Here is a 23,385-nt window from a genome sequence, read left to right on the forward strand (position 1 = left end):
CCGTTCAGAGCGATTGCGTTTGACCTTATCGCCGCGACCGCCCGATAACGTCGTCGGTGTTGGCGAGCAGCCTGTGCACGGCATTCCTTGCAGCCGCCGGACGCCTGAGACGGATGTTCTTTTCGATCGCCTCATGCAGTGACTGCGCCCGCCGCTGGTCGCTGGTCTCGCGGGTGACAAAGACGAACAGATGGTCGAGCGCGGATTCGATCAACACGCCGAGCGGCACCAGGAGGTCGTTGCCCGACGCTCGCAGGATGGCGAGATGAAATCGCGTATCGGCGCGGGTGCGCTCCGGCAGCGTCGCCGCCTCGCCCATCTCCCGGCAGGCCTGGCTGATCTCAGCCATCTGCTCGTCGCTGTGCCGGATCGCCGCAAAGGCGCTGGCTTCCGGCTCGATGATGTGGCGGAATTCCTGGACGGTGCGCAGGAACATTTCGCGATCGGGCGCCGTGGCGTACCAGGCCAGCACGTCGCGATCGAGCAGGTTCCAGCGCTCCTTCGGCTCGACCCAGCTGCCGATCTTGGGGCGTGAGGCCAGCAGGCTCTTGGCCATCAGCATCTTGATCGCCTCACGCACCGCCGAGCGGCTGACGTCGAAGGTTTCCGACCATTTGGCTTCGTTGGGCAGGATGGTTCCCGGCGGATAGTCGCCGCGCACGATCCTGAGGCCGATCTCGTTGGCCAGCGACGCATGCACGCTCGATCCGGGGATCAGCGCCGCATCGGCACGGCGGGCGCCGGTTGGACGGGCGGCCGGTGCCTTGACCTTGGCCCGTGCCTTGACCGTGGTAAGTCGCTTTTTCAATCTTGCGTCCGACATCCATGTTCCCCGGCACAGGCTGAACTCAAGGCGCGGCAAAGCGGGAGCCTATCGCCCCGGCAATGTCACCTCGCACGTTTTTCATGAACCGGTGTGACGGGGCGCCCGTCGATCGGACGCCCCGAACTGCGAACCTACTTCTGGATGCAGGTATCGACCGTATCCTTGGTGCACTCGTCGAGACCGGTGAAGACCGGATCGGCGACGGGCTTGCCTTCGATCAGGTCGATCATCACCGAGGGCGCCTTGTAGCCCATCTCGAACGGCCGCTGGCCGACCAGCGCGGTCACCAGACCCTCCTTGGCAATGGCCACCTCGTCACCGATCGTATCGGCGGCGCCGATGACGAACTCGTTGCTGGCGATCTTGTCGGCCATCGGCTTGAACAGGTCGCGATAGGGCTGCGGCGCGCCGAACAGCGGCCAGCCGCCCATGATGCCGAAGGCGTCGAGATCGGGATTGGCGGCGAGGATATCGGTCATCGCCTGCACGCCCTTGGCGCCATCGTCATTGGTGAACACCGGGCAGCCGGCAACCTCGGTCCAGCCGCCCTCGCCGGCGAGCGCCGGGAGATCCTTCTGGCCTGAAAGCGCGTCGCGCATGCCCTGGGCGCGGCGCAGGATGTTGTCGGCCGCCGGATTGCCCTCAATGGTGCAGATCTTGCCACCCTCCGGCTTGCCCTTCTTGATGTACTCGCCGATCTTGTAGCCCATCAGGTAGTTGTCGGTGCCAAGATAGGTCTTGCGCAGCGCCGCATCTTCCTTGCTGAGGTCAGCATCGAGCGTCATGATCGGGATCGACGGATTGGCGCTTTTGATGGTCTGCGCAATCAGCGGCGCGTTGGACGGCGAAATCGCCATCGCCACCGTGTCCGGCTTGCTCAGCATGTCCTGGACGATCTGGGCTTCGCCGGCCTCGTCCGAAGTCGACGCTGGACCGGTGTAGAAGCATTCATATTCCGAGCTGGCGTTTTCCGAGTTCCATTTCTCGCAACCCTGGTGGATGGCCTCGAAGAACGGATTGTCGAGCCCCTTCACCACGATGACGAGCTGTTTCTTGGCCAAAGCCGGCCCGGCGCCCAACGCCAACACGGCGACGGCAGCGAGCAATAGTGATTTCCTCATTTCAGTCCTCCCTTGAAACAGACGGACACGGCGTGCCCGCCACACAGACCAGCCCGGATGCGCGATGACAGAGGTTCGTTTCGCGAGCGCTCGTGTCGTCAAGCCGGGCCGATAAGCATTTCCAGATGCGGTCGCGGACCAGCGCGATACGGACGCTGCCAGATCCTCGACCGATAAACCTCCGCCGATTCTGCCCGGCGAACCGGGACAGGAGATCGGCATAATCTCCTCGACGCTTAGCTAATATCGGCTTGCGACCAACGTCAATTGCTATTTGTCCTACAAAACGGATTTTTCGAAACAAGCCGCTGTTGACGGCAAGGGGGCTTGTGCGTAAATGGCGAAAGCGGTTCCCGGGAGGAGCTGGGAAGAGCGAGGCCGGCGGCAGAACCGCAGGCCGGAAAGCACGGAGGAAGCAGTCTGGTGTCGGTTCTCGAACTCGCCAACATCTCAAAACATTTCGGCGCCATCCAGGCTGTCAACGACGTTTCGCTGTCGCTCGAGGCCGGACAGGTGGTCGGGCTGATGGGCGACAACGGCGCCGGCAAGTCGACGCTAGTCAAGATGATCGCCGGCAATTTCCGCCCGAGCCATGGCACAATGCAGATGGACGGCAAGGAGCTGATCCTGCACAAGCCGGTGGAGGCGCGCCAGCACGGCATCGAGATCGTCCACCAGGACCTAGCGCTGTGCAACAATCTGACGGCCGCCGCCAACGTCTATCTCGGTCGCGAGCTGCGCCGCGGCGTCGGGCCGTTTCGCATCCTCGACTATGCCGCGATGTACAAGCGTGCCGGCCAGATCTTTGCCGTGCTGAAATCCGAAACCCGCCCGCGCGACTTGGTCAAGCAGATGTCGGGCGGCCAGCGGCAAGCGGTGGCGATCGCCCGCACCATGCTTTCGCAAGCCAAGATCGTGCTGATGGACGAGCCTACGGCGGCGATCTCGGTCCGGCAGGTGGCCGAGGTGCTGAACCTGATCCGCCATTTGCGCGACCAGGGCATTGCGGTCGTTCTGATCAGTCACCGCATGCCCGATGTCTTTGACGTTGCCGACCGCGTCATCGTCATGCGGCGCGGCCGCAAGGTTGCCGACAAGACGATCGCGTCGAGTTCGCCCGAGGAAGTCACCGGGCTCATCACCGGCGCCATCGAACAGGTTTGATGTCAGCGGGTTTCACCACGCAAGCAGATAAAGGTCGACGATGGCAGTAACTCTTGACCAGACGATCGCGCAGAAACAGCACACTTTGCTGACCAGGGTGTTTGCCAGCCAGACCTTCTGGGTGGTGATCGCGGTCATCCTCGCCTGCCTGTTCCTGTCCGTGGCCACGGATTCCTTCGCCACGACGAAGAACCTCTACAACATCACCCGCAACGTCACCTTCGTCGCAATCGTCGCGCTCGGTATGACCTTCGTCATCATCACCGGCGGCATTGACCTTTCGGTCGGTTCGGTGCTTTGCCTGTGTTCGATGGTGCTGGCCGTGACCATGCATGCCGGCTACGGCATCGAGATCGGCATTGCCGCTGCGATCGCGACGGCGCTGATCATCGGCGCCTTCAACGGCATCTTGATCGCCTATCTCGGCTTTCCGCCCTTCGTGGTGACGCTCGGCATGCTGTCGATAGCCCGCAGCCTGGCCATGGTCGCCTCCAACAACACCGTCGTCTTCCAGTTCGGGCCCGATCACGACAAGCTACTGGCGCTGGGCGGCGGCGCCTTTGTGTTCGGCATCGCCAATCCGGTGCTCTATACCATCCTGCTGGCGCTGATCACCGGCTTTGTCCTGCGCTGGACGAAATTCGGCCGGCACATCTTCGCCATCGGCGGCAACGAGCATGCGGCGACGCTGACCGGCGTTCCGGTGCGCCAGATCAAGGTCGCGGTCTACATGATCTCGGCGCTGGCGGCGGGCCTTGCCGGCATCATCCAGACCGGCTGGCTGGGCGCCGTCACCACCAATCTCGGTAATGGCATGGAGCTCCAGGTCATCGCCGCCACCGTCATCGGCGGCGCCAACCTGGCCGGCGGCATGGGCACGGCCTTTGGCGCCGTCGTCGGCGCGGCGCTGATCGAAGTGATCCGCAACAGCCTCGGCCTGCTCGGCATCAACGCCTTCTGGCAAGGGGTGTTCATCGGCGGTGCCATTCTGCTGGCCGTCCTGTTCGACCGGCTCCGCAATTTCAGGCGCAATGAATAGGCCGTAGGTCACGAGCGCTATTCGTTTCCCTTGGCTATCGCTCAGTCTGAAAATCGGCCGGTACGGCCCATGACGGGCCCCAGGCGTGCGCATGTGCCTTGACGCAGGCCCGGACTGAGCCACACTATCCCCATTGCAGGCGAAGGGAGGCCAGTCGCCTGCGGGAGGATATACCCATGACTGAAGCGATCAGGCTCTACTGGGGCCGGTTCGGACATGTTTCTGTCCTGAACGTCGCCAGCGACTTCGTCACTCATGCCCATGTCGAGGCGCATATAATCATCTGGCTGGAAGGCACGGCCGGCGAGATGACCATCGGCCGCGAGACGGTGCGGCTTGGGCCGGGCACCGCCGCCGGCATCAATTCCTTCCAGCCGCACAGCCACGCTTTGTCCCGCGACGGCCGGCCCGGCCTGTTCCTCGCCTTCTACATCGATCCGGACTGGGCGCGCCGGCGCCGCGACCTGCCGTCGTCCGCGCCGCTATTTTCAGCGCCGGCGATCACGCTGGAGCCCTGGCTGCACAAGGCGGCAGCCAACCTACTCGACCATCTCAGCGACAATGAGAGCATCGACGACATCGCCAATTACGAGATCGAGCGCTTCATCGACAGCGTGCTCGACGCCGCCGACGCCTCGGCGCCGCAAGTGGCGCGCGCCCGGGTCCACACCATGCAGGATTTTCGTGTCCGTAAGGCGATCCAGCTGATGAAGGCCAATGTCTGCGAACGCATCTGCTTCGATGATGTGGCGCGCAGCGTCGGCCTGTCGCGGCCGCATTTCTTCGCGCTGTTCAAGGAGCAGACCAATCTGACGCCCAACGTCTACTGGAACACGCTGCGCATGGAGGAAGCAGTGCGGCAGTTGCAATGGTCACAGGAGCCGCTGATCTCGGTCGCCTGCAATCTCGGCTTCACCACGCAGGGCAATTTCTCGCGCTTCTTCCGCGATCATGTCGGCGTTCCGCCGACACTCTATCGCGAGGCGGCGCGGGCCATCTCCTGAACATTTTCAGACTTATTGATAGGCGTTCAAGACGCATTGATAAGCGCCGCCGGGCTCGCCGCCCTACCCTCGCGACACAGATATTTGCAAGGGAACGATCATATGGCGAAAGTCACCATCTCCAGCGTCATCGACGCACCGGTCGAAAAGGTCTGGGCGCGCATTCGCGACTTCAACGGTCTGCCGAGCTGGCACCCGCGCATGGTCGAAAGCCATATCGAGGACGGCAAGGATGCCGGCGCGATCGGCTGCGTGCGCAACTTTCAGCTCGCCAGCGGCGCCCGCATCCGCGAAAAGCTGCTCGACTTCTCCGACAACAATTTCCTCGTCAGCTACTCCATCCTGGAGACGCCCCAACCGCTCACCAACCACAAGGCGACGCTGCAGCTGCGGCGGGTGACCGATGGCGACCGCACGTATGCCGAATGGACCGCCAGCTTCGACGCTGCTCCCGAGGAAGCCGACAAGCTGGCCGAAGGCATGGGCGCCAACGTCTTCCAGGGCGGTTTCAACGCTTTGAAAAGTCATTTCGCTGGCCAAAGCTGAGCCAAGGGAGCGTTCCATGGCGCTTGCACTGCAGACTTTCTCGACGGTCAAGGACGCCAATGCGGCGCTGAAAGCCGCCGGCACCCGCTATCTCGGCGGCGGCACGCTGGCCGTGCGCGCCGCCAATGAAGGCGATGTCTCGGTCTCCAGTCTTATCAGGTCGACCGAGCCGGCGCTGTCGGCCATCACTGTTTCCGGCGGCAAGGTCCGCATCGGCGCTTCGGTGACCATGGCGGCGATCGCCCGTCACCCGGCCCTCTCTTCCCTTGCCCGCGCCGCGCGCGCCGTCGGCGGCCCGGCGATCCGCAATATGGCGACGGTCGGCGGCAATCTCTTCGCCCCGGCGCCCTATGGCGATTTCACCGTGGCGCTGCTGGCGCTGGACGCAACAGTCAGCATCGATGGCGGCGAGATGCCGATCGAAACCTTCCTGGCAAAGCGCGAAAGCAATCACGCCATCGTCACTTCGGTCGGCTTCAGCTTGTCAGTGGAAGGCGGCTTTCGCTTCCTGAAAGTGTCGCGGATCAAGCCGAAGGGCGTCTCGGTGCTGAGCATCGCCGCCGTGCTGGAACAGGCGCCGGACGGCACCGTGACTTCGGCGCGGATCGCGCTTGGCTGCATGGCCGACCGTCCGATGCGCGCGACGGCGGCGGAGAAGGCGCTGCTCGGCAGAATACTCACCAGCGACGGCATCGCGCCGGCGCTGGCCGTTGCGAGCGACGGCACCGCGCCGATCACCGATCCGATCGCCAGTGCCTGGTATCGCAACGAAGTCCTGCCGGTCCATCTCGGCCGGCTTTTGCTCGCCTGAAAGCCAATGGCAGGTAAGTCCGCCTGGCTGCGGCGCAAGGAGTAGAAAAGATGGCAAAGGTCCCGGTTCAGTTCACGCTCAACGGCGCGGAGAAGGCCGAATTCATCGACAGCGGCACGACGCTGCTTCATGCGCTGCGCGACAAGATCGGCGACACCTCGCCGAAGGGCGGCTGCCATCAGGGCACATGCGGCGCCTGCTCGGTCATCATCGACGGCGAGCTGCGGCTTTCCTGCCTGACGCTGGCCGAGACCTGCAGCGGCGCCGCCATCACCACGACGTCAGGTCTTTCGGAAGGCGGCGTGCTGCACCCTTTGCAGCGCGCCTTCCTCGACGTCTTCGCCACGCAATGCGGCTTCTGCACGCCGGGCATGATCATGGCCGCCAAGGTGCTGCTCGACCACACGCCGAACCCCAGCCGCGACGAGGTGGTCGAAGCTCTGTCGGGCAATATCTGCCGCTGCACCGGCTACGAGCCGATCATCCAGGCGGTGCTGACCGCCGCGCGGTCCAATTCGCAGAATGCGGCCTGACGGGAGTCAAAAAGATGGAACTCCGCAAGAGCTATTTCGCCGACCAGCGCAAGGACGATCTGCACGAGATCGGCCAACCGCGGCCGCGTTCGGATTCACCCGGTCACGTCACCGGCAAGACCACTTATTTCGCCGACCGCAATTTCCCCGGCATGCTGCATCTGAAGATGGTGCGCAGCCCGCACCATCACGCCCGCATCCGCAGCATCGACACTTCCGAGGCCGAAAAGCATCCGGGCGTGGTGAAAATTCTGACCGCCAAGGACGTCCCGCACAATGTCTACACCATCCTGATCCTGATCCAGATCGGGCCGGAGGACGAGACGGTGCTGGCCGACGGCAAGGTGCGCTGGAAGGGCGAGGCGGTGGTGGCGGTGCTGGCCGAGACCGAGCGTGCCGCGCAGGAGGCGGCGGCCAAGGTCAAGGTCGATTACGAGGTGCTGCCGGCGGTCTTCGACATGGAGGAAGCGCTGAAGCCCGGCGCGCCGATAGTCAACGAATATCACGGCCGGAACTACTATCTCTATGACAGCGGTGAATGCCGCAAGGTGCGCTTCGGCGATGTCGAGGCCGGCTTCGCCAGCGCCGATCACGTGCTCGAACAGACCTACCAATCGTCGCCGATCGAGCATGCGCCGACCGAGACGACCGGCTGCATCGTCGCCCCTGAGGGCAACGATCGCTTCACCTGCTACACCAACACGCAGGCGATGTTCTTCACGCTCGATAATGCCTCGATCATCCTGCAGATGCCCGGCAACAGACTGCATTTCGTCGGCGGTACAGTCGGCGGCGGTTTTGGCGGCAAGGTCGACGTCATTGTCGAGCCGATTGCGATCCTCGGCGCCAAGCTGACCGGGCGTCCGGTCTCCTTCATCTACAGCCGCGCGGAGGAGATGCAGATCTCCTCGCCGCGCGCGGCGGAAAAGGTCGTCATCAAGGACGGCGTCATGAAGGACGGTCGCATCGTCGCCCGCAAGGTCACCGGTTATACCGATGCCGGCGCCTATTCGCGCCACTCGCCCTATGGCGCGCAGAAGGGCGCGGGCCACTATCCCGGCCCCTACACGATCCCGAATGTCTGGATCGACACCTACTGCGTCTACACCAACCGCACCCCCTCCTCCGCCATGCGCGGCTTCGGTGTCACCATCGGCGATTTCGCGCTGGAAGTGCAGATGGACAAGCTTGCCCGGCTGATCGGCATGGACCCGCTCGAATTCCGCTTCATCAACGCCTACCGCGACGGCGACATGAAGGCGCACCGCCAGCCGACCGAAGGCGCGGCTCTGATCGAGTGCATGCAGGAAGCCTCGCGCGCCGCCAACTGGCCGGTGGCGGAGAAGTTCATGGCGATGTCGTCCTACGCGAAGGGAGCTTGAGATGGCGATCAGGCGCGGACGCGGCGTCGCCGCGATCAATTATCCGACCGGCATGAATCTCGGCGGCGACCCGACGCAGGCGCTGGTCCATTCGACGCCGACCGGCAATTTCATGGTGACGCTGTCGAGTGTCGATCTCGGCCAGGGCATGAAGCAGATCATGGCGCAGATCTGCGCGGAGACGATCGGCGTGCCGACCGACCGCGTCGTCGTCGACACCGCCGACACCGACACCGGCCCACACTGCATGGGCACCTTCGCCTCGCGCGGCACGCATCGCGCCGGCAACGCTGTCATCCAAGCGGCGAGGGAAGCCCGCCAGGTGATGCTGGAAGTGGCGGCCGAGGAGCTGGAAGTGAATGCCTCGGACCTCGAGATCGACGGCCAGGGCAACATCCTGGTCATGGGCGCCCCGCAAAAATCGATCTCGATCTTCGATGTCGCGCTGTCGGCGCATTTCAAGCGCGGCCGCTCGATTTCCGGCCGCGGCATGTTTTTGATCCCGCGCTCATATCCCGAGAAAGAAACCGGCGCGATGAAACCGTCGACCTGCTATGCGCACGCCTGCACCGTGGCCGAGGTCGAGGTCGATGACGAAACCGGCGAGGTCACCGTGCTGACGGTGAAGAATGTCTTCGAGATTGGCCGCGCGCTGAACCCGAAAATGGTCGAGCAGCAGCTCGTCGGCGGCTCGTGGATGGGCATCAGCCACGCACTCTACGAGACGACCGAACCCTATTACCCGAACCGCGATCATGGCGGCACCGATTTCAACCAATATCTGATGCCGGGTCCTGGCGATCTTGCGCAAACCGAGATCATCGTGCTGGAACGGCCCTCGGCCGACGGACCCTATGGCGCCAAAGGACCAGGCGAAATGTGCGCCAACCCGCAGATCCCGGCAGTCGCCAATGCCGTCTTCGACGCGGTCGGCGTGCGCATCGACACGCTGCCGATCACGCCGGAGCGCATTCTGCGGGCGCTGAAAGCGCAAGCCGGCGCGCCGAACTGAGTGCTGGAAATGCCCAAGAGAAGCGCCGAGACTGTCGCGACGTCGCCGGAGGCGGTGGCATCCCGCCTCGCCGCCTCGCGCTATCTGGCCGATGAGAGCCTGGCCACCGCCATCTTTCTGGCGATCAGGCTGGGCAAGCCGCTGCTACTCGAAGGCGCGCCCGGCGTCGGCAAGACCGAAGCAGCGAAGGCGATAGCTGAACTGCTCGGGCGCGATCTGGTGCGGCTGCAATGCTATGAAGGCATCGACGCAGCACACGCGCTCTACGAATGGAACTACCAGCGCCAGTTGCTCGCCATCCGCCACGCCGGCGAGCACGAGATCGACATCTATGACGACCGTTTCCTGATCGCGCGGCCGCTGCTGCAGGTGCTGAAGGCGCCGGAAAAGCGCGTGCTGCTGGTCGACGAGATCGACCGTTCGGATCATGAGTTCGAAGCGCTGCTCCTGGAGTTCCTGTCCGATTTCCAGATCAGCATTCCCGAGCGCGGCACTATTCGCACCAAATCGCAGCCGATCGTCATCCTGACCTCGAACCGCACCCGCGAACTGGCCGAGGCGCTGCGGCGCCGCTGCGTCTACCACTGGATTACCTACCCCGACGCCGAGCGCGAGGCCGCCATCATCATGCTGCGCGCCGGTGACGTCGCCGAGGCGACCGCGCGCGCCGTGGCTTCCGCCGTGCGCGACATCCGCGCTCGGCCACTGGCCAAGCCGCCGGGCATCGCCGAAGCGGTCGAATGGGCGAACGCCGCGACGATCCTCGAAAAAGGCGGCAGCCCGTGGCCGGAAGCTTTTCGCCGCGCCATCGGAGTGCTGATCAAGGACGAGGAAGACCTGTCCTACATCGCCCCCGAGCTTGGCCGAATCGTCGAGGAGGCGCTGGCGTGAGCGCCGCGGCCTTACCCCGGGCGGCTGCACCCTTGCTCGGCTTCGGCCGGCTGCTGCGCCGCTATGGCTTCCCTGTGGCGCCCGAGCAGGTGTCAGGCTTCATGCAGGCGGTGACGCTGCTTGGCCCGCGGTCGATGGCCGATATCCACGAAGCGGCCCTTGCCACGCTGGCGCCGCCGCCCGACCGCCGCGACGAATTCGAGGCGCATTTCCACAGCCATTTCTACGGCAACACCGCGGCCGTGGCCGAAGGCGAGGCCGACGAGGAAACCCGCGTCAAAGACGACGGCGGCGCCAGCGATGAAGAGATCGAGGTGGCGCGCCAGGAGAAAGGCGGCGAGCTGTCGTCCGGCGCCGAACAGCTGAGCGCCCGCGACTTCCAGCGTGACGGCGACGGGCTTGCCGCCTTCCGCCGCAAGCTCGCTACCGCCCTGCCCGTCCGTCGCTCCTTCCGCACCGTGCGAACGCACGCGCGCGGCAAGCTCGATCTGCGCCGTTCGCTCCGCGAAATCGTCAGTGCCGACGGCGACGTGCCGTCGCCGCTGCTGCGCCGCCGGCAAATGGTGCCGCGCAAGCTTTTGTTGCTGATCGACGTGTCGGGCTCGATGAAGCTCTACACATCGGACTATCTCAAAATGGCGCATGCGGCGGTGCAAGGCGCGGACCGGGCCGAAATTTTCACCTTCGGCACGCGGCTGACCCGCATTACCACAGCGCTGCGCGTTCGCGACCGCGACCAGGCGCTGGCCCGGGTGGCCGCGCAGGTCGATGACTGGGACGGCGGCACCCGTATGGGGCTGGCGCTGCTCGCCTTCCTGTCGGTGCCGCGCTTCTCCGCCTTCGCGCGCGGCGCTGCGGTTGTCATCCTGTCGGATGCGCTGGAGCGCGGCGGCCATGCCGAGCTTGAGATGGCGATGCGCCGGCTGAGCGCCCGCGCTTTCCGGCTGTCGCTGGCGACACCGCTGGCCGGCGACCCGCGTTTCCAGCCGGCCACGGCAGCGCTTCGCGCCATGCTGCCGGTGCTCGACGATCTGGTCGATGGTTCTTCGATCTCGGGTCTTAGCGATTTCATCCTGTCGCTCGCCCGCCCCGCTCCGGCGGCCGCAGCAATCTGGAAGAGGGTTTCATGATGAAAAAGGCGATCGACGCGCATTTCCACATCTGGCGCCAAGAAGACCAGCCGTGGCTGCGCGGGCCGATGGTGCCGCGCATCTTCGGCCCTTACGAGCCGATCCGCCGCGACTACCCTATCGAGGAGTTCCTCGCCGATCAGCAAGGCTCTGGCGTCGAGAAGGCGGTCTACGTCCAGACCAACTGGGCGAAGGAGGATTTCGAGACCGAAGTCACCTTCCTGCAGAAGACGGCCAACGAGACCGGCTGGCCGCATGCCATCGTCGGCTATGCCGACATGACGGTGGACGATATCAGGCCCCAGATCGACCGGCTGATCAAGTACCCTCTGCTGCGCGGCGTGCGCATGCAGCTGCACTGGCACGAAACGCCGGCCTTCCGCTTCGCCGCCTTCCCCGATCAGGTCATCGACCCGAAGGTGCGGGCCAACGTAGCGCGACTGAAGGACTACGGCCTGTCGTTCGACCTGCAGCTTTTCCCGGCTCAGATGAAGGACGGGCTGACGCTTGTCGGCGAAAATCCCGAGACCAATTTCATCCTCACCCATGCCGGCATGCTGACCGACATGTCGGAGGAGACCACGCAAGTCTGGAAAGCCGGTCTGCGCACTCTGTCGGCGGCGCCCAATCTCTATGCCAAGCTCTCCGGGCTCGGCACCTTCGTCCACCGCAACGACCCGGCGCTGATCGCCTACATCGTCGACAACGCGATCGACATCCTCGGTAGCGACCATTTGATGTTCGGCTCGAACTTCCCGATCGAGAAACTGTGGACCAGCCACGCCGAGCTGATCAAGGCGCACCGCGACGCGGTGGCGAAGCATGGCGCGGCCGCCGAGGCGGGCATTTTTTGGAACACGGCGGAGCGCGTGTATCGGCCGGTGTGACGCGCTGACCTCCCCTCCCTTGTGGGAGAAGGTGGCCTCGCGAAGCGAGGTCGGATGAGGGGTGCTGGAAGGATCGTTGCATAGAAGATGTAAGCGCTTCAAATCGTTTTATATTTGCGCGCCGCGTTTCTTCCAGCACCCCTTGTATCTGCACGGAAGGTTTTTTGTGCGATGGAAGCGACTGTGCCTCGGGTCGGATGGCCATCCGGCCCGAGGCATGGCGAAGTCGCCCGTTACCCTCCGGTTACAACCGTGGATGAGCTTGGGATCTTCGCCAACGTCACGCACGACCGAATAGTCGCTTGGCTCCAATCGTACGCACAAGGCAGGTTACCGTGAACAAGACCATCTGTGGAATAGATATTTCGAAGGACTGGCTCGACGCCCATGTCGTGCCGAGCGGCGCGTGGGGCCGTTTCGGCAATGACGCGGCAGGCATAGCCGAGCTTGCCGCCTTCTGTCGGTCTCACGGCGTCGAGCTCGTGGTCATGGAGGCGAGCGGCGGCTACGAGCGTCTTGCCTACCTGCTTCTGTGGGAGATGGATCAGCCCTGCGGCATCGTCAACGCGCGCAGCGTGCGCCGCTTCGCCGAGGCGATGGGCTATCTGGAGAAGACCGACAGGATCGACGCCGCCGTCATTGCCCATTATGCGCAGGTCAAACGGCTGCAGCCGACGCCGCCGCCGAGTGCGGCCCAGCAGCGGCTCAAGGCGCTGGTCGCCCGGCTTTGCCAGGTGACGGACGATCTCACCGTTCAGAAGCAGCGCAAGAGCGCTGCCGCCCGATGCCGAGACCATTGCCAGCCTCGATGAGGTCATTGCCGTGCTCAAGCGCCAGGGCCGCCGGCTCGAGGGCGAGATCGCCTCGCTGATCGACGACGATCCACTGTGGGCATGCCTCGACCAGGCCTTCCGCTCGCTCAAGGGCGTGGCCTCCCGCACCGTGGCGCGGCTGATGGCCGAACTGCCTGAGATCGGCCTGCTCTCCAACAAGGCCATCGCCAAGCTGGCCGGCCTGGCGCCGATCGCCAACGACAGCGGCAAGCGCAGTGGCCGAAGGCCGGTGCGGGGCGGGCGCGCAGGACCGCGCTCCATCCTCTTCCTCATTGCCCGCATCGTTGCCCGCTACGATCCTCACCTCGGCGCCTTCAATCAACGGTTGCAGGCCGCCGGAAAGGAAAAGATGGTCATCCGCATCGCACTCGCCAGAAAGCTGCTCGTCATTCTCAATGCAAAAGCACGCGATGCGCGCAAAGAGTTCGCTAATGCAACTTGACATCAGAGATAGTCGCTCATCCGACCGAACGGAGCCTATCCTCGGGCTTGCCGGAGGCAAGACCCGTGGGCTCGGCCACCTTCTCCCACACGGGGAGAAGGTCAAGCCCGACCTCAGTTCCGCGGAAAGTGGCCCGAAACCTCGGCGCCCGCCGTCGGCGGCAGCGCCAAGAAGCGGAACGAGGCCGCGAGCCCGATAGCGCCGATCGCCAGGAAGGCGAGGCGGAAGTCGAAGAGGTCGAGCACCGGCCCGCTTCTCGCGATCTGCGACAAGTTGAGCAGCGCCGCGGCGACCGCTACGCCGAACAGCATCGCCACTTGCTGCAGCATGCTGGACAACGTCGCTGCCGAGCTCCGCTGCGGTGAGGCCACATCGGCGAAGGCCAGCGTGTTGAGCGCGGTGAACTGCATCGAACGCGACAGCCCGGCAATCATCATCAGCGCCACCACCAGCGCTTGCGGGGTCTGCGGCGATATCGCCGCACAGGCCATGATCGACAGCGATGCGATCACCCCGTTGACGACCAGCACCGAACGGAAACCGAAGCGCTTCAGCGTCGGTGTCGTCACCGTCTTCATGCCGAGATTGCCCAGAAAATAGGCCAGGATCAGCATGCCGGCATCGACGGGTCTCAGGCCGAAGCCGACCTGGAACAGCAGCGGCAGCAGGAACGGCGTGGCGTTGATGGCGACCCGGAAAATGGTGCCGGCCGACAGCGTCGAGATGGCGAAAGTCTGTACCTTGAATGCCGTGAGGTCGAGCAGCGGATTTTTTGCGCGCGCCAGATGCCGCACGGCCAGCCAGCCGACCAAGGTGCCGGCGACAAGCAGCGCTACGGTCGGCATGGCGCCGTCTTCCGGATGGGCGATGCGCTCGAGGCCGTAGAGCATTGAGGCGAGCCCGACCGAGGTCAGAAGGAAGCCCGGCCAGTCGAGCGGCCTGGTTTCGGAGTCGCGGTCGCCGGGAATGAAGCGGGCGACCAGCGCTAGTCCCGCTGCGCCGAGCGGAATGTTGATGAAGAAATTCCAGTGCCAGGAGAGATACGTGGTGATAAAGCCGCCAAGCACCGGCCCGATCACCGGCGCGAACAGCGCCGGCCAGGTGATCAGCGCGGTGGCGTTGAGCAGCTCGGACTTCGAGGCGTTGCGCAGCACCAGGATTCGGCCGACCGGCGTCATCAGCGCGCTACCCAGGCCCTGCACGGCACGCGCGGCGACGAACTGAGTCAGGTTCTGCGAGATGCCGCAGGCGATCGAGGCCAGCGTGAACAGCGCAATCGCCACGAGGAAGATGTTTCGCGCGCCGAAGCGGTCGGCGAGCCAGCCCGACAGCGGCACGAACACCGCCATGGTCAGCATATAGACGGTCATGCCGATGCTCATCGCCACCGCCGGTACGCCGAAGGATTCTCCCATCTGCGGCAGCGACGTCGAGATGATCGTCGAATCCAGAAGCTGCATGAAGAAGGCGACGGCGACGATCAGCGCCACGCGCCGCGCCTGCCGCGCCGTGGTCCCGGTCTCGGCCAAGGCTTTGTTTTCGGGAATGGCGGTCATGCGCAGAACTGTACGAAAGTTTTTCCCGCGCCACCGGGAACCAGGCAATTGTCCAGCAAATCGATGACGCACCGGTTTGAACAGCATTTGAGCGGCGCCGTCCAGATATGGACCAACAAACTTTCGTGTCGTATCGCGACCTGTTATGCGATGACTGAAACTCGCCATCGAACTTTGACGCTTCGCGATTTCGTTTCGTCTCTTCTGACTAGGAACGCCCTCTTCATCAGGACCAATCTGCGCATGAAGCCCATCTACATCGATTATCTCAACGCCCTCGACATCGAAGCGCTTGACATGACCGATGCCGAAATCATCGAAGCGGTCGAGGCCGGCCTGATGGCGCAGGGCAACGGCCAGACGGTGATCGAGCCGCGCGTCCATCTCGAGCCGGACCCGTCCTTCAACGGCCATTTCAATGTCCTGCGCGGCTACGTCGCGCCGCTCGATGCGGCCGGCGTCAAGATTGTCGGTGACTATGTCGACAATTACCTGCACGGCCTGCCATCAGAATTCGGAATCCTCAACCTCTTCGATCCGCGCACCGGCACGCCGCGCGCCATTCTCGACGCCACTGGGATCACCGACATGCGCACCGGTGCCGTCACTGCCATCGGCGCAAAACATCTGGCGAAAAAAACGTCGAAGATCCTCGGCCATATCGGCGCGCGCGGCACCGCCTACTGGAACGTGCGCCTGCTCGACCACCTTTTCGACTTTGACGAGATCCGCGTGCATTCGCGCCGGCCGGAAAGCCGCGACGGCTTTGCCGCCAAGCTGTCCGCCGATCTCGGCAAGAAGGTCACGGCGGTCACCGACTGGCGCGCTTGCGTCGAGGGCGCCGACATCATCGTCGAGGCCTCGCGGCTGCCGGAACCGCAGCCGCTGCTGAAGACCGAATGGATCAGGCCCGGCGCGCTGGTGATGCCCTACGGGACGATGAGCGCGGTGGAGCTGTCGTTGACCGACATCATGCAAAAGATCGTCGTCGACGACTGGGGCCAGTGCAAGGGCGGCAAATTCGGCTCGCTGCGCGCCCATGTCGAGACCGGACGCCTGAGCGAACAGACGCTGCACGCCGAACTTGGCCAGATCGCCGCCGGTCTAAAGCCAGGACGCCAGAGCGACGACGAGACGATCCTGTTCTGGCATCGCGGCCTGTCGCTCTCCGATATCGCGCTGGGCAAGGCGATGCTGGCCAAGGCGCAGGCCCAAGGCATCGGCCAGCGGCTGCGCTTTGCATGAGTGCGCTCGTCCTCACCGGGGCCGGCATTCGCGTCGAGGATGTCGCGGCGATTGCCCGCGACGGACGCAAGGTCGAAGTAGCCCCTGCGGTCATGGAGAGGCTAGACAGGGCGCGAAAAGTGCTCGACCGCGCCGCCGCCTCAGGCCAGCCGATCTATGGGCTCAACACCGGGCTCGGCGCCAATCTCGGCACGTCGGTCAGCGGCGACGCCAGCGCCTTCCAGCGCCAGTTGCTGGACGGCCGCAGCGGCGCCGTGGGTGACGTGCTGCCGCAAGACATCGTGCGCGCGACGATGCTTGCCCGGGCGGCGATGTTTTCGGCCGGCGGTTCTGGCATTTCATCGGAGGTTTTCGTCGCACTCACCGACGCGCTCAATGCCGGCGTGCATCCGGTGATGCCGTCGCTGGGCTCGATCGGCGACAGCGACCTGGTGCTGATGGCAACGCTCGGCCGCATACTGACCGGCGATGGCGAAGCCGAGTTTCAGGGCCGGCGCATGCCGGCGGCCAAGGCGCTGGCAATGGCGCGCCTCGCCCCCGTCAGCCTCGCCCCCAAGGACGGGCTGTCGCTGATAAGCGCCTCGGCGGTGTCCGCCGGCAGCGGCGCGCTGGCGGTGGTCGACGCACTGTCCGCCTTCGCGCAACAACAGCAGGCGGGCGCGCTGACCATGGAAGGCCTCGGCGCCAACCAGACGATCCTCGATCCGCGCTTGCAGTCGGCGCGACCGGCCGCCGGCCAGCAGCAGGCGGCGCAAGGTTTGCGCGATCTGCTGGCACGCGACAAGGCGCCGACGCCGACGACATTGCAGGACCCGTTGTCGATCCGCTGCATGCCATCGATCCACGGCGCGCTGCTGCAGGCAATCGATCATGCCAGGCAAGCCGTCGAGATCGAGCTTAACGCCGCCGCCGACAATCCGCTGGTGCTGGGCGACGACGACATGGTGCTGTCGACCGGCAATTTCCACACCCCGTCGCTGTCGCTGGCCTTCGAGACGCTTGGCCTTGCCATCGCTCAATGTGCGGCTGCCTGTGCTGCCCGCTTCATCCAGCTCACCGGCTCAGGCCGCAACGGACTGCCCAAATATCTGTCGCCGGTCGGCGGCGCTTCGGCCGGCTTCGTGCCGCTGCAAAAGACGGTGACCGCTATCCTCGCCGCCATCCGCCACAAGGCCAACCCGGTAATGCTCGACTTCCTGGCCGTCTCGGAAGGCGTCGAGGACCATGCCACGCAAGCACCGCTGGCCGTTTCGAAATGCACCGACATGATCGTGCTGTGGCAGCGGATGATCGCCTTCGAGCTGATGGCGGCCGCACAGGCCGTCGACCTGCGCCACGGGCTGGCGCTGGCGCCGGCGACCGCCACGATTCATGCGGCGGTGCGCGCGCTTGTCCCTCTGCTTAAGCAAGACCGGCCGCTCGGCGTCGAGGCCGAAGCGCTTCATGCAGCGCTCGCCAATGGGAACTGGCTGGCCTAGCTGGTTCACGCCGCCTTGCTCAGGTCGCGCCGTCGACCCTTTTCATGAACAGACCGAGCTGGTCCGGGTCCATATGCACCACATGCCTGTCTTCTGGATAGGCCAGGCTGTTCACGTCGGCGACATATTCGGCAAAAGCGGCGATGCGTTCCGCCTGCAGGCGGTCATATTCGGCGGCAAAATTGCGGTAGACCTTGGAATGGCGGGGCATGTGGCCACGGTTCTGGCCAAGGATGTCGTCGGCGAACAGATATTGCGCGTCGCAGCCGGTGCCCGCCCCCATCGACAGCATGATCAGCGAGGTGCGCTCCGAAATCGCCTTGGCCACCTCGACCGGCACCACTTCGATCTCGGCGCCGACCGCGCCGGCCGCCTCGTACCGCTTGACTGCCTCGAAAATCTGCATGGCGCTGTTGGCCGTCTTGCCGACCGCCTTGAAGCCGCCGGTCCAGGTGGCGCGCGACGGGATCAGGCCGACATGGCCGATCACCGGGATATTGTCATCAGCCAGCCGTTTGACAGTGGCATAACCAGCGCTGCAATAGACCGCGTCGGCGCTCGCCTTGTAGAGCCGGAACGCCCAGCGGACGAAATCGTCGGCTGTGCCGATCTCGTAGAAATTGTCGCCCGGCATGGTGAACAGGCTGGGTGCGGCATCGCGATATTGCGGGTTGAGCACCAATTCAGGCGGCACCGACACGATGTCGACCCCGGCTCTTTCGGCGGCATCGGCCTCGTCCATCGTCAACACGCGCAGCATGGTCAGTTGCCGCTTGCCCTTTATGGCGCGCAGATCGGCGATCGTGGGTCTTTTACGGCTCATCGATTTGGTCCCCTTTGTTACGTGAACGGAAGGCCGGTCAGGATTCAATTTGCATAATCTTTTCCGAACCGAAGGCCAGCGCAGCAAAAGCCGGTTCCCACTTTTCGGGATCATGCTTTAGATCTGGATCATCACCTTGCCAGCTTCGACCTTGACCGGATAGGTCTGCAGATTGACGCAGACGGGAGCCCCTTTGGCCTGGCCGGTCTTGTAATTGAAGCGGCCATTGTGCTTGGGGCATTCGATGATGTCGTCCATGACCAGCCCGTCGGCCAGATGGGCCTTCTCATGCGTGCAAAACCCGTCTGTGGCGAAGAATTCGTCATCCGGGGAACGATAGATCGCGAAGGTGCGGCCGCCATGATCGAAGCGGATGACATCCTCTTCGTCGACGTCGTCCACAGCGCACGCTTCGACCCAATCGGCCATCTCTATTTCTCCCGAAATTTCTGCATTGCGGCGGCGCGCGGTGCCTATTCAGCTGCTGCCGACATGTTCACTTCGTGGAACTCGCCACGATACGGCCGCGCCGTCGGAGGCAGTTCGCGCTTGAGGAAATAGTCCTCGTATTTGAGTTGCCTGAGCAGGACCGGCCAGACCTCGCGATAGGCATGCCACATCGACGGGTTCGGCTCCGGCAAATCGTGCTTGATCAGCTCGTGCAGTCTGGGCAGCGCATGATAGGGCACCATCGGGAACATGTGATGCTCGACGTGGTAGTTCATGTTCCAGTAGATGAACCGGCTGATCGGGTTCATGTAGACGGTCCGGCTGTTGAGCCGATGATCGACCACATTGTCGGCGAGACCGATGTGCTGCAGCAGGCCAGTCAGCACCATGTGCCAGGTGCCGTAGAGGCGCGGCACGCCGATGAGCACCAGCGGCACCCAGGACCGCATAGTGAGGGCGAGCGCAATCGTGGCGATGTAGATGGCGACGTGCCAGCGCGCGGCGATGACGGCCTTGTGCTGTTCCATCTCGGGGACGTAGCTTTTCTCGTCGGGCGTCAGCTTGCCGAATGCTTGGCGCACCAGCGCCGGAAGCGAATAGCGAAAATCAAGGATGCCGGTGAAAGCGAGCGCCGCACGCAAAAGGTCCGGCGGGCGCATCACGGCGATCTCGGCATCGCGTCCGACGATGATGGTGTCGGTGTGGTGGCGGGCATGGCTCCAGCGCCAGGTCACCGGATTGCGCATCAGCATGAAGCTGGCGATCTGGTAGACCACATCATTCATCCAGCGCGTCCGGAAAGCGGTGCCATGGCCGCATTCGTGCCAGCGCGAGTCGCTGGAGGAGCCGTAGAGCACGCCATAGACGAAGAAGAACGGCACGCACCACCAGGTGCCCCAGAAGTAGATGCCGCCGGCGGCGGAAGCCAGGATGGCGAAGATCCAGATGATCGTATCGCGGATCGCCGGACCGTCGGAACGCTGCATCAATTCCTTCATCGCTTTGCGGGAGACGTCGGTGTGGTACCATTCGGCCGAGGCCAGCCCCGTCTCGATCGCCCTGCGCGTGCTTTCGCCGACCAGGCTGTAGTCGCGCTTCATTGTGCCAGCCATTATTATGACCTCCAAATCCTGACGGGCCGCGAGCCCTCCCCGCTCCGACCGGAATCAACATCCCAACTGGTGCTTCGCATCGTCCTCGCCATCACGACCTGCCCCCGAGAACCGGAAAATTGCCTGACGGCTGCGGATAATCCTGCTGCGGCTGCCCGGCGATCGCCGCGATCCGGCTTTCAGCAGCCGAGATATCGCCGGCGCCGTCGAGAACCCGGAACACCGCATTGTAGGAGCGGCTCTCGCCATGCTCCAGCCAGATCATCTCGCCGCGTTCGCGCGCGGCCAGATTGCCGAGCACGTGATGCGTCGACGGCTCTATGCCCAGCGCATACTGTCCCGCCTGGAAATTCTGCCATTCATAGGCGCAAGGCAACTGGTCTTTGCGCGTGACGACTTCCAGGCCAAGGCCAAGACGGTCGTTGACCACCGCCACCGGCACGTCTCCGTCGGCGTCGGCGCCGAGCTCGTGCTGCCAGACCTGCTCCTTAAAACCCAATTGCGGCGCCGGCACTGTGCGATAGCCGACCTTTTGCGCCTCGTAGCGCTCGCCGGCATGGCCCGCCCAGACAACGTCGCGAATCGGCGCCAGATAGCGCGAGCCTTCGTCGAGCACCGGGTGGCTGACATTGATGTGGTAGAAATACATATGCGGCGCCCGGTTGAAGCCGTGATTGACGACCCGGTCCGAAAGCCGGATCTCGTTGCCGCCGACATCGGCCTCGATCCGCCGCAACAGATGCAGATCCTCGCCGAATACAGTCGACTGCTGGACGATGGCCTCGGCCCACAGCACGCAACGGTCGCCGTCCCAGGCCTCTCCATAACCGGTCAATCGCGCCGGAATGGTGCTGACGCGGCCATGCAGCGAATGACGCACTGTCTTCTTCGGCGGATAATTGTAGCTGTCAGCCGGCACCTCGTCCATGAACAGGATATGGTCAAGACCGCAAGTGAGAAGCAGGCCTGAAAAGGATCGCGCCCAGGCCAACCCGTCCTCGCCTTCGTATTCGTGCAGGCCGGGATGACGAAAGCCGCTCGGCGAATGCCAGCCGATCGCCTGGCCCTTGAAATCGCAATCGGCGATATCAAGCGCCCGGTCGACCAGCGCGGTGAAACGCAGGCCGGAGCCGGTGCGGAACTCGAGCATCCGTATGCCGCGCTCCACCCCGTCGCCAAGCGTCATCAACCGCACACCGGCGAACTGCGACAGCATGCCGGACCGCTCCGAGACCTGCCGGCGCGAAAGCGTCTTGCCGTAAAGCTCTACCATGTGACGGCCAGTTCCTTCACTTTGCTCTCGTCTCCTTGAGCAGCGCCGACATGTCGGCGCCGGTGATGATGCTCTCCACCGTCAGCAGGTCGGTATCGGCGACCGTCTGCTCGGCGACGATCTCGCCGCGGCGCATGACGATGATACGGTCGGCGACTTGAAAGACGTGATGGATGTTGTGGGTGATCAAAAGCACCGAATGGCCGGCGGCGCGCACCTCCTTGACGAAGCGCAGCACGCCGTGTGTTTCCTCGACGCCGAGATTGTTGGTCGGCTCGTCGAGGATGATGACCTTGGCGGCGAACTGCATGGCGCGCGAAATGGCAATCGACTGGCGCTCACCGCCCGACAGCGTGCTGACCAGCGCATCGGCATCGAGCTTTTTCGAGATGCCGACCCGCTTCAAAAGTGCCGCGGCGGCATCGCGCAGCTTGGCGAGGTCGAGCGGCGCGAACACGCCCAGCCATTTCAAGTTGACCGGCTCGCGACCGAGAAAGAGATTGCGCGCGATGCTGAGGTCCGGCGCCAGCGACGTGTCCTGGTGGATGGTCTCGATGCCGAGATCCATCGCGTCGCGCGTCGAGCGGATCGAGACCTTCTGGCCGCGCACATAGATGTCGCCGCGGTCGACGGGAAACACGCCGGAGATCGCTTTGATCAACGTGGATTTGCCGGCGCCGTTGTCGCCCAACAAGGCCACCACCTCGCCCTCGTTGAGTGCGAACGACGCGTTCTTCAGCGCACGCACGCTGCCGAAGGATTTTTGCAGGTTTTGCAGCCGAAGCACTTCCATATTCAGCTCCTGGCGGCGTTCTTCTGCAGCAAAGCGTGCAGGATGAGCATGGCAAGGATGATGACGCCGACGAAGATGTTGTAGGCGAGCCCCGGGACGCCGATCAGCACGATACCGTTGCGGATGCTGCGCAGCATCAGCGCGCCGACGATCGTGCCCAGGATCGTGCCGCGCCCGCCTGTCAGCGCCGTGCCGCCGACCACCACCATGGCGATCACTTCGAGCTCGTAACCGGTACCGGCCACCGGCGAGGCGGCCGAGATGCGGAACGCACTGATCATGCCGGCCAGACCCGCCAGCACTGAGGTCAGGATGAACAGCCAGATCTTGACCGCATCGGCCGGCACGCCGCGCGCCACGGCGGCGTTACGGTTCGAACCGATGGCGCTGATCCAGTTGCCGAGCTTGGCGTAGTGCAGCACGTAGATCGCCAGCAACGACAGGGCGATGAACCACCACAAGGACGTATAGAAACGGAACGTTCCGATATTGAAGCTGCCGGCCAGCAGCGTCACGAAAAAGCCTGGCTGGTTCCAGGATTTTAGCGGAAAGCCTTGCGTGATGTAGAGCGCAGCACCCCGCACGACGAGCAGCATCGACAGCGTCACCAGGAAGGAGGAGATGCCAATCTTGGTGACGATCAGCCCGTTGATCGCGCCGATCGCCACGCACAGCAGCAGCCCGGCAAGCAGCGCCACACCGATATCAACCTGGCCGCTCTGCACCAGCAGCATGACCATGACCGGCGCCAACCCGAACACGGCGCCGACCGAAAGGTCGAACTCGCCTGCTGTCAAAAGCAGCGTCATGCCGAGCGCGATGATGCCGAGCTCGGGCAGGAAGGCCATCATGTTGGAGATGTTGAGCGGCGACAGGAAGTTGGCGTCGGCGATGGCGAACACCGCCAGCAGCACCATGAGGATGACAAGCGAGGAGAATTGCGGCGAGCGGATCAGGCTCGACCTGCGTTTCACGTCGGGCATTTCCTCTTCTGCGGCAATTGTCATGACGGATTGGACCATACTTCAAGGTGA

At 64.1% G+C, this 23,385-nt stretch carries 22 protein-coding genes and 1 pseudogene; 14 read left to right on the forward strand and 9 right to left on the reverse strand.

Annotation, left to right across the window (positions count from 1 at the left end; genetic code table 11):
- Positions 1–25: 25 nt before the first annotated feature.
- Positions 26–823 carry a FadR/GntR family transcriptional regulator gene (locus AC0L3N_RS24095; protein ID WP_473549853.1) on the reverse strand — a complete coding sequence of 266 codons (798 nt, stop codon included), beginning with the start codon at positions 821–823 and terminating at the stop codon, positions 26–28.
- Positions 824–957: 134 nt separating this feature from the next.
- Entirely contained in the window at positions 958–1,947 is a 990-nt protein-coding gene (locus AC0L3N_RS24100; protein ID WP_123152044.1) for a sugar-binding protein, read from the reverse strand.
- A gap of 423 nt (positions 1,948–2,370) precedes the next feature.
- Between AC0L3N_RS24100 and AC0L3N_RS24105 the strand changes: the two genes are divergently transcribed.
- From AC0L3N_RS24105 to AC0L3N_RS24160, 12 genes and pseudogenes are all read left to right on the forward strand, one after another.
- Positions 2,371–3,111 carry an ATP-binding cassette domain-containing protein gene (locus AC0L3N_RS24105; protein WP_123152118.1) on the forward strand — a complete coding sequence of 247 codons (741 nt, stop codon included), beginning with the start codon at positions 2,371–2,373 and terminating at the stop codon, positions 3,109–3,111.
- Between the two features lie 40 nt (positions 3,112–3,151).
- Complete coding sequence (locus AC0L3N_RS24110) at positions 3,152–4,150, forward strand: ABC transporter permease (protein ID WP_473549855.1); 999 nt, start codon at positions 3,152–3,154, stop codon at positions 4,148–4,150.
- Between the two features lie 176 nt (positions 4,151–4,326).
- Positions 4,327–5,154 carry an AraC family transcriptional regulator gene (locus AC0L3N_RS24115; protein WP_473549856.1) on the forward strand — a complete coding sequence of 276 codons (828 nt, stop codon included), beginning with the start codon at positions 4,327–4,329 and terminating at the stop codon, positions 5,152–5,154.
- A gap of 102 nt (positions 5,155–5,256) precedes the next feature.
- Positions 5,257–5,700 carry an SRPBCC family protein gene (locus AC0L3N_RS24120; RefSeq protein ID WP_473549858.1) on the forward strand — a complete coding sequence of 148 codons (444 nt, stop codon included), beginning with the start codon at positions 5,257–5,259 and terminating at the stop codon, positions 5,698–5,700.
- Positions 5,701–5,716: 16 nt separating this feature from the next.
- Positions 5,717–6,511 (forward strand): FAD binding domain-containing protein, encoded by a 795-nt coding sequence (locus tag AC0L3N_RS24125; protein ID WP_473549859.1) that lies wholly within the window; start codon positions 5,717–5,719, stop codon positions 6,509–6,511.
- Positions 6,512–6,561: 50 nt separating this feature from the next.
- The gene (locus AC0L3N_RS24130; protein WP_123152049.1) at positions 6,562–7,044 is read left to right on the forward strand and encodes a (2Fe-2S)-binding protein; all 483 of its coding nucleotides are present in this window, start codon (positions 6,562–6,564) and stop codon (positions 7,042–7,044) included.
- Between the two features lie 14 nt (positions 7,045–7,058).
- The gene (locus tag AC0L3N_RS24135) at positions 7,059–8,426 is read left to right on the forward strand and encodes a xanthine dehydrogenase family protein molybdopterin-binding subunit (RefSeq protein WP_123152050.1); all 1,368 of its coding nucleotides are present in this window, start codon (positions 7,059–7,061) and stop codon (positions 8,424–8,426) included.
- A gap of 1 nt (position 8,427) precedes the next feature.
- Positions 8,428–9,438, forward strand: coding sequence for a xanthine dehydrogenase family protein molybdopterin-binding subunit (locus AC0L3N_RS24140; protein WP_473549861.1), 1,011 nt, complete (start codon positions 8,428–8,430; stop codon positions 9,436–9,438).
- A 9-nt stretch (positions 9,439–9,447) separates the two neighbouring features.
- On the forward strand, positions 9,448–10,329 hold the full coding sequence (locus AC0L3N_RS24145) for an AAA family ATPase (protein WP_123152119.1): 882 nt from the start codon (positions 9,448–9,450) through the stop codon (positions 10,327–10,329).
- A gap of 53 nt (positions 10,330–10,382) precedes the next feature.
- Entirely contained in the window at positions 10,383–11,459 is a 1,077-nt protein-coding gene (locus AC0L3N_RS24150) for a vWA domain-containing protein (RefSeq protein WP_473549907.1), read from the forward strand.
- Positions 11,459–12,346: an amidohydrolase family protein gene (locus AC0L3N_RS24155; protein ID WP_473549908.1), complete on the forward strand. Its 888-nt coding sequence runs from the start codon at positions 11,459–11,461 to the stop codon at positions 12,344–12,346. The genes AC0L3N_RS24150 and AC0L3N_RS24155 overlap by 1 nt, the downstream gene beginning before the upstream one ends.
- Positions 12,347–12,681: 335 nt before the next feature.
- Positions 12,682–13,621: pseudogene (locus AC0L3N_RS24160) on the forward strand (IS110 family transposase).
- Positions 13,622–13,734: 113 nt separating this feature from the next.
- Here AC0L3N_RS24160 and AC0L3N_RS24165 read toward each other — a convergent pair.
- A complete protein-coding gene (locus tag AC0L3N_RS24165) occupies positions 13,735–15,177 on the reverse strand; it encodes a DHA2 family efflux MFS transporter permease subunit (protein WP_473549862.1) in 1,443 nt (480 codons plus the stop codon).
- 243 nt (positions 15,178–15,420) lie between these two features.
- Here AC0L3N_RS24165 and AC0L3N_RS24170 point away from each other — a divergent pair, with 243 nt between their 5' ends.
- The gene (locus AC0L3N_RS24170; RefSeq protein ID WP_473549864.1) at positions 15,421–16,422 is read left to right on the forward strand and encodes an ornithine cyclodeaminase family protein; all 1,002 of its coding nucleotides are present in this window, start codon (positions 15,421–15,423) and stop codon (positions 16,420–16,422) included.
- The gene (locus tag AC0L3N_RS24175; RefSeq protein ID WP_473549865.1) at positions 16,419–17,900 is read left to right on the forward strand and encodes an HAL/PAL/TAL family ammonia-lyase; all 1,482 of its coding nucleotides are present in this window, start codon (positions 16,419–16,421) and stop codon (positions 17,898–17,900) included. Before AC0L3N_RS24170 ends, AC0L3N_RS24175 begins: the two co-directional genes overlap by 4 nt.
- 19 nt (positions 17,901–17,919) lie before the next feature.
- Here AC0L3N_RS24175 and AC0L3N_RS24180 read toward each other — a convergent pair whose 3' ends face one another.
- The 6 genes from AC0L3N_RS24180 to AC0L3N_RS24205 all read right to left on the reverse strand — a co-directional run bounded on the left by AC0L3N_RS24180 (position 17,920) and on the right by AC0L3N_RS24205 (position 23,373).
- Positions 17,920–18,723, reverse strand: a complete 804-nt coding sequence (locus AC0L3N_RS24180; RefSeq protein WP_473549866.1) for a 3-methyl-2-oxobutanoate hydroxymethyltransferase — start codon at positions 18,721–18,723, stop codon at positions 17,920–17,922.
- A 117-nt stretch (positions 18,724–18,840) separates the two neighbouring features.
- A complete protein-coding gene (locus tag AC0L3N_RS24185) occupies positions 18,841–19,152 on the reverse strand; it encodes a MocE family 2Fe-2S type ferredoxin (protein ID WP_473549868.1) in 312 nt (103 codons plus the stop codon).
- A 44-nt stretch (positions 19,153–19,196) separates the two neighbouring features.
- Positions 19,197–20,285: a fatty acid desaturase family protein gene (locus AC0L3N_RS24190; protein WP_473549869.1), complete on the reverse strand. Its 1,089-nt coding sequence runs from the start codon at positions 20,283–20,285 to the stop codon at positions 19,197–19,199.
- Between the two features lie 91 nt (positions 20,286–20,376).
- Complete coding sequence (locus AC0L3N_RS24195; protein WP_473549871.1) at positions 20,377–21,558, reverse strand: aldose 1-epimerase family protein; 1,182 nt, start codon at positions 21,556–21,558, stop codon at positions 20,377–20,379.
- A gap of 16 nt (positions 21,559–21,574) precedes the next feature.
- The gene (locus AC0L3N_RS24200) at positions 21,575–22,351 is read right to left on the reverse strand and encodes an ATP-binding cassette domain-containing protein (RefSeq protein ID WP_473549872.1); all 777 of its coding nucleotides are present in this window, start codon (positions 22,349–22,351) and stop codon (positions 21,575–21,577) included.
- Between the two features lie 2 nt (positions 22,352–22,353).
- Positions 22,354–23,373 (reverse strand): ABC transporter permease, encoded by a 1,020-nt coding sequence (locus AC0L3N_RS24205; protein WP_473549873.1) that lies wholly within the window; start codon positions 23,371–23,373, stop codon positions 22,354–22,356.
- Between the last annotated feature and the right edge of the window lie 12 nt (positions 23,374–23,385).

This window comes from Mesorhizobium sp. WSM4807, assembly GCF_055811615.1.

Bases quoted from the DNA above. Each gene is read 5' to 3' on its own strand.
- AC0L3N_RS24095 (WP_473549853.1), bottom strand. From the start codon at position 823: ATGTCGGACGCAAGATTGAAAAAGCGACTTACCACGGTCAAGGCACGG.
- AC0L3N_RS24100 (WP_123152044.1), bottom strand. From the start codon at position 1,947: ATGAGGAAATCACTATTGCTCGCTGCCGTCGCCGTGTTGGCGTTGGGC.
- AC0L3N_RS24110 (WP_473549855.1), top strand. From the start codon at position 3,152: ATGGCAGTAACTCTTGACCAGACGATCGCGCAGAAACAGCACACTTTG.
- AC0L3N_RS24115 (WP_473549856.1), top strand. From the start codon at position 4,327: ATGACTGAAGCGATCAGGCTCTACTGGGGCCGGTTCGGACATGTTTCT.
- AC0L3N_RS24120 (WP_473549858.1), top strand. From the start codon at position 5,257: ATGGCGAAAGTCACCATCTCCAGCGTCATCGACGCACCGGTCGAAAAG.
- AC0L3N_RS24125 (WP_473549859.1), top strand. From the start codon at position 5,717: ATGGCGCTTGCACTGCAGACTTTCTCGACGGTCAAGGACGCCAATGCG.
- AC0L3N_RS24130 (WP_123152049.1), top strand. From the start codon at position 6,562: ATGGCAAAGGTCCCGGTTCAGTTCACGCTCAACGGCGCGGAGAAGGCC.
- AC0L3N_RS24135 (WP_123152050.1), top strand. From the start codon at position 7,059: ATGGAACTCCGCAAGAGCTATTTCGCCGACCAGCGCAAGGACGATCTG.
- AC0L3N_RS24140 (WP_473549861.1), top strand. From the start codon at position 8,428: ATGGCGATCAGGCGCGGACGCGGCGTCGCCGCGATCAATTATCCGACC.
- AC0L3N_RS24145 (WP_123152119.1), top strand. From the start codon at position 9,448: ATGCCCAAGAGAAGCGCCGAGACTGTCGCGACGTCGCCGGAGGCGGTG.
- AC0L3N_RS24155 (WP_473549908.1), top strand. From the start codon at position 11,459: ATGAAAAAGGCGATCGACGCGCATTTCCACATCTGGCGCCAAGAAGAC.
- AC0L3N_RS24165 (WP_473549862.1), bottom strand. From the start codon at position 15,177: ATGACCGCCATTCCCGAAAACAAAGCCTTGGCCGAGACCGGGACCACG.
- AC0L3N_RS24170 (WP_473549864.1), top strand. From the start codon at position 15,421: ATGAAGCCCATCTACATCGATTATCTCAACGCCCTCGACATCGAAGCG.
- AC0L3N_RS24175 (WP_473549865.1), top strand. From the start codon at position 16,419: ATGAGTGCGCTCGTCCTCACCGGGGCCGGCATTCGCGTCGAGGATGTC.
- AC0L3N_RS24180 (WP_473549866.1), bottom strand. From the start codon at position 18,723: ATGAGCCGTAAAAGACCCACGATCGCCGATCTGCGCGCCATAAAGGGC.
- AC0L3N_RS24185 (WP_473549868.1), bottom strand. From the start codon at position 19,152: ATGGCCGATTGGGTCGAAGCGTGCGCTGTGGACGACGTCGACGAAGAG.
- AC0L3N_RS24190 (WP_473549869.1), bottom strand. From the start codon at position 20,285: ATGGCTGGCACAATGAAGCGCGACTACAGCCTGGTCGGCGAAAGCACG.
- AC0L3N_RS24195 (WP_473549871.1), bottom strand. From the start codon at position 21,558: ATGGTAGAGCTTTACGGCAAGACGCTTTCGCGCCGGCAGGTCTCGGAG.
- AC0L3N_RS24200 (WP_473549872.1), bottom strand. From the start codon at position 22,351: ATGGAAGTGCTTCGGCTGCAAAACCTGCAAAAATCCTTCGGCAGCGTG.
- AC0L3N_RS24205 (WP_473549873.1), bottom strand. From the start codon at position 23,373: ATGGTCCAATCCGTCATGACAATTGCCGCAGAAGAGGAAATGCCCGAC.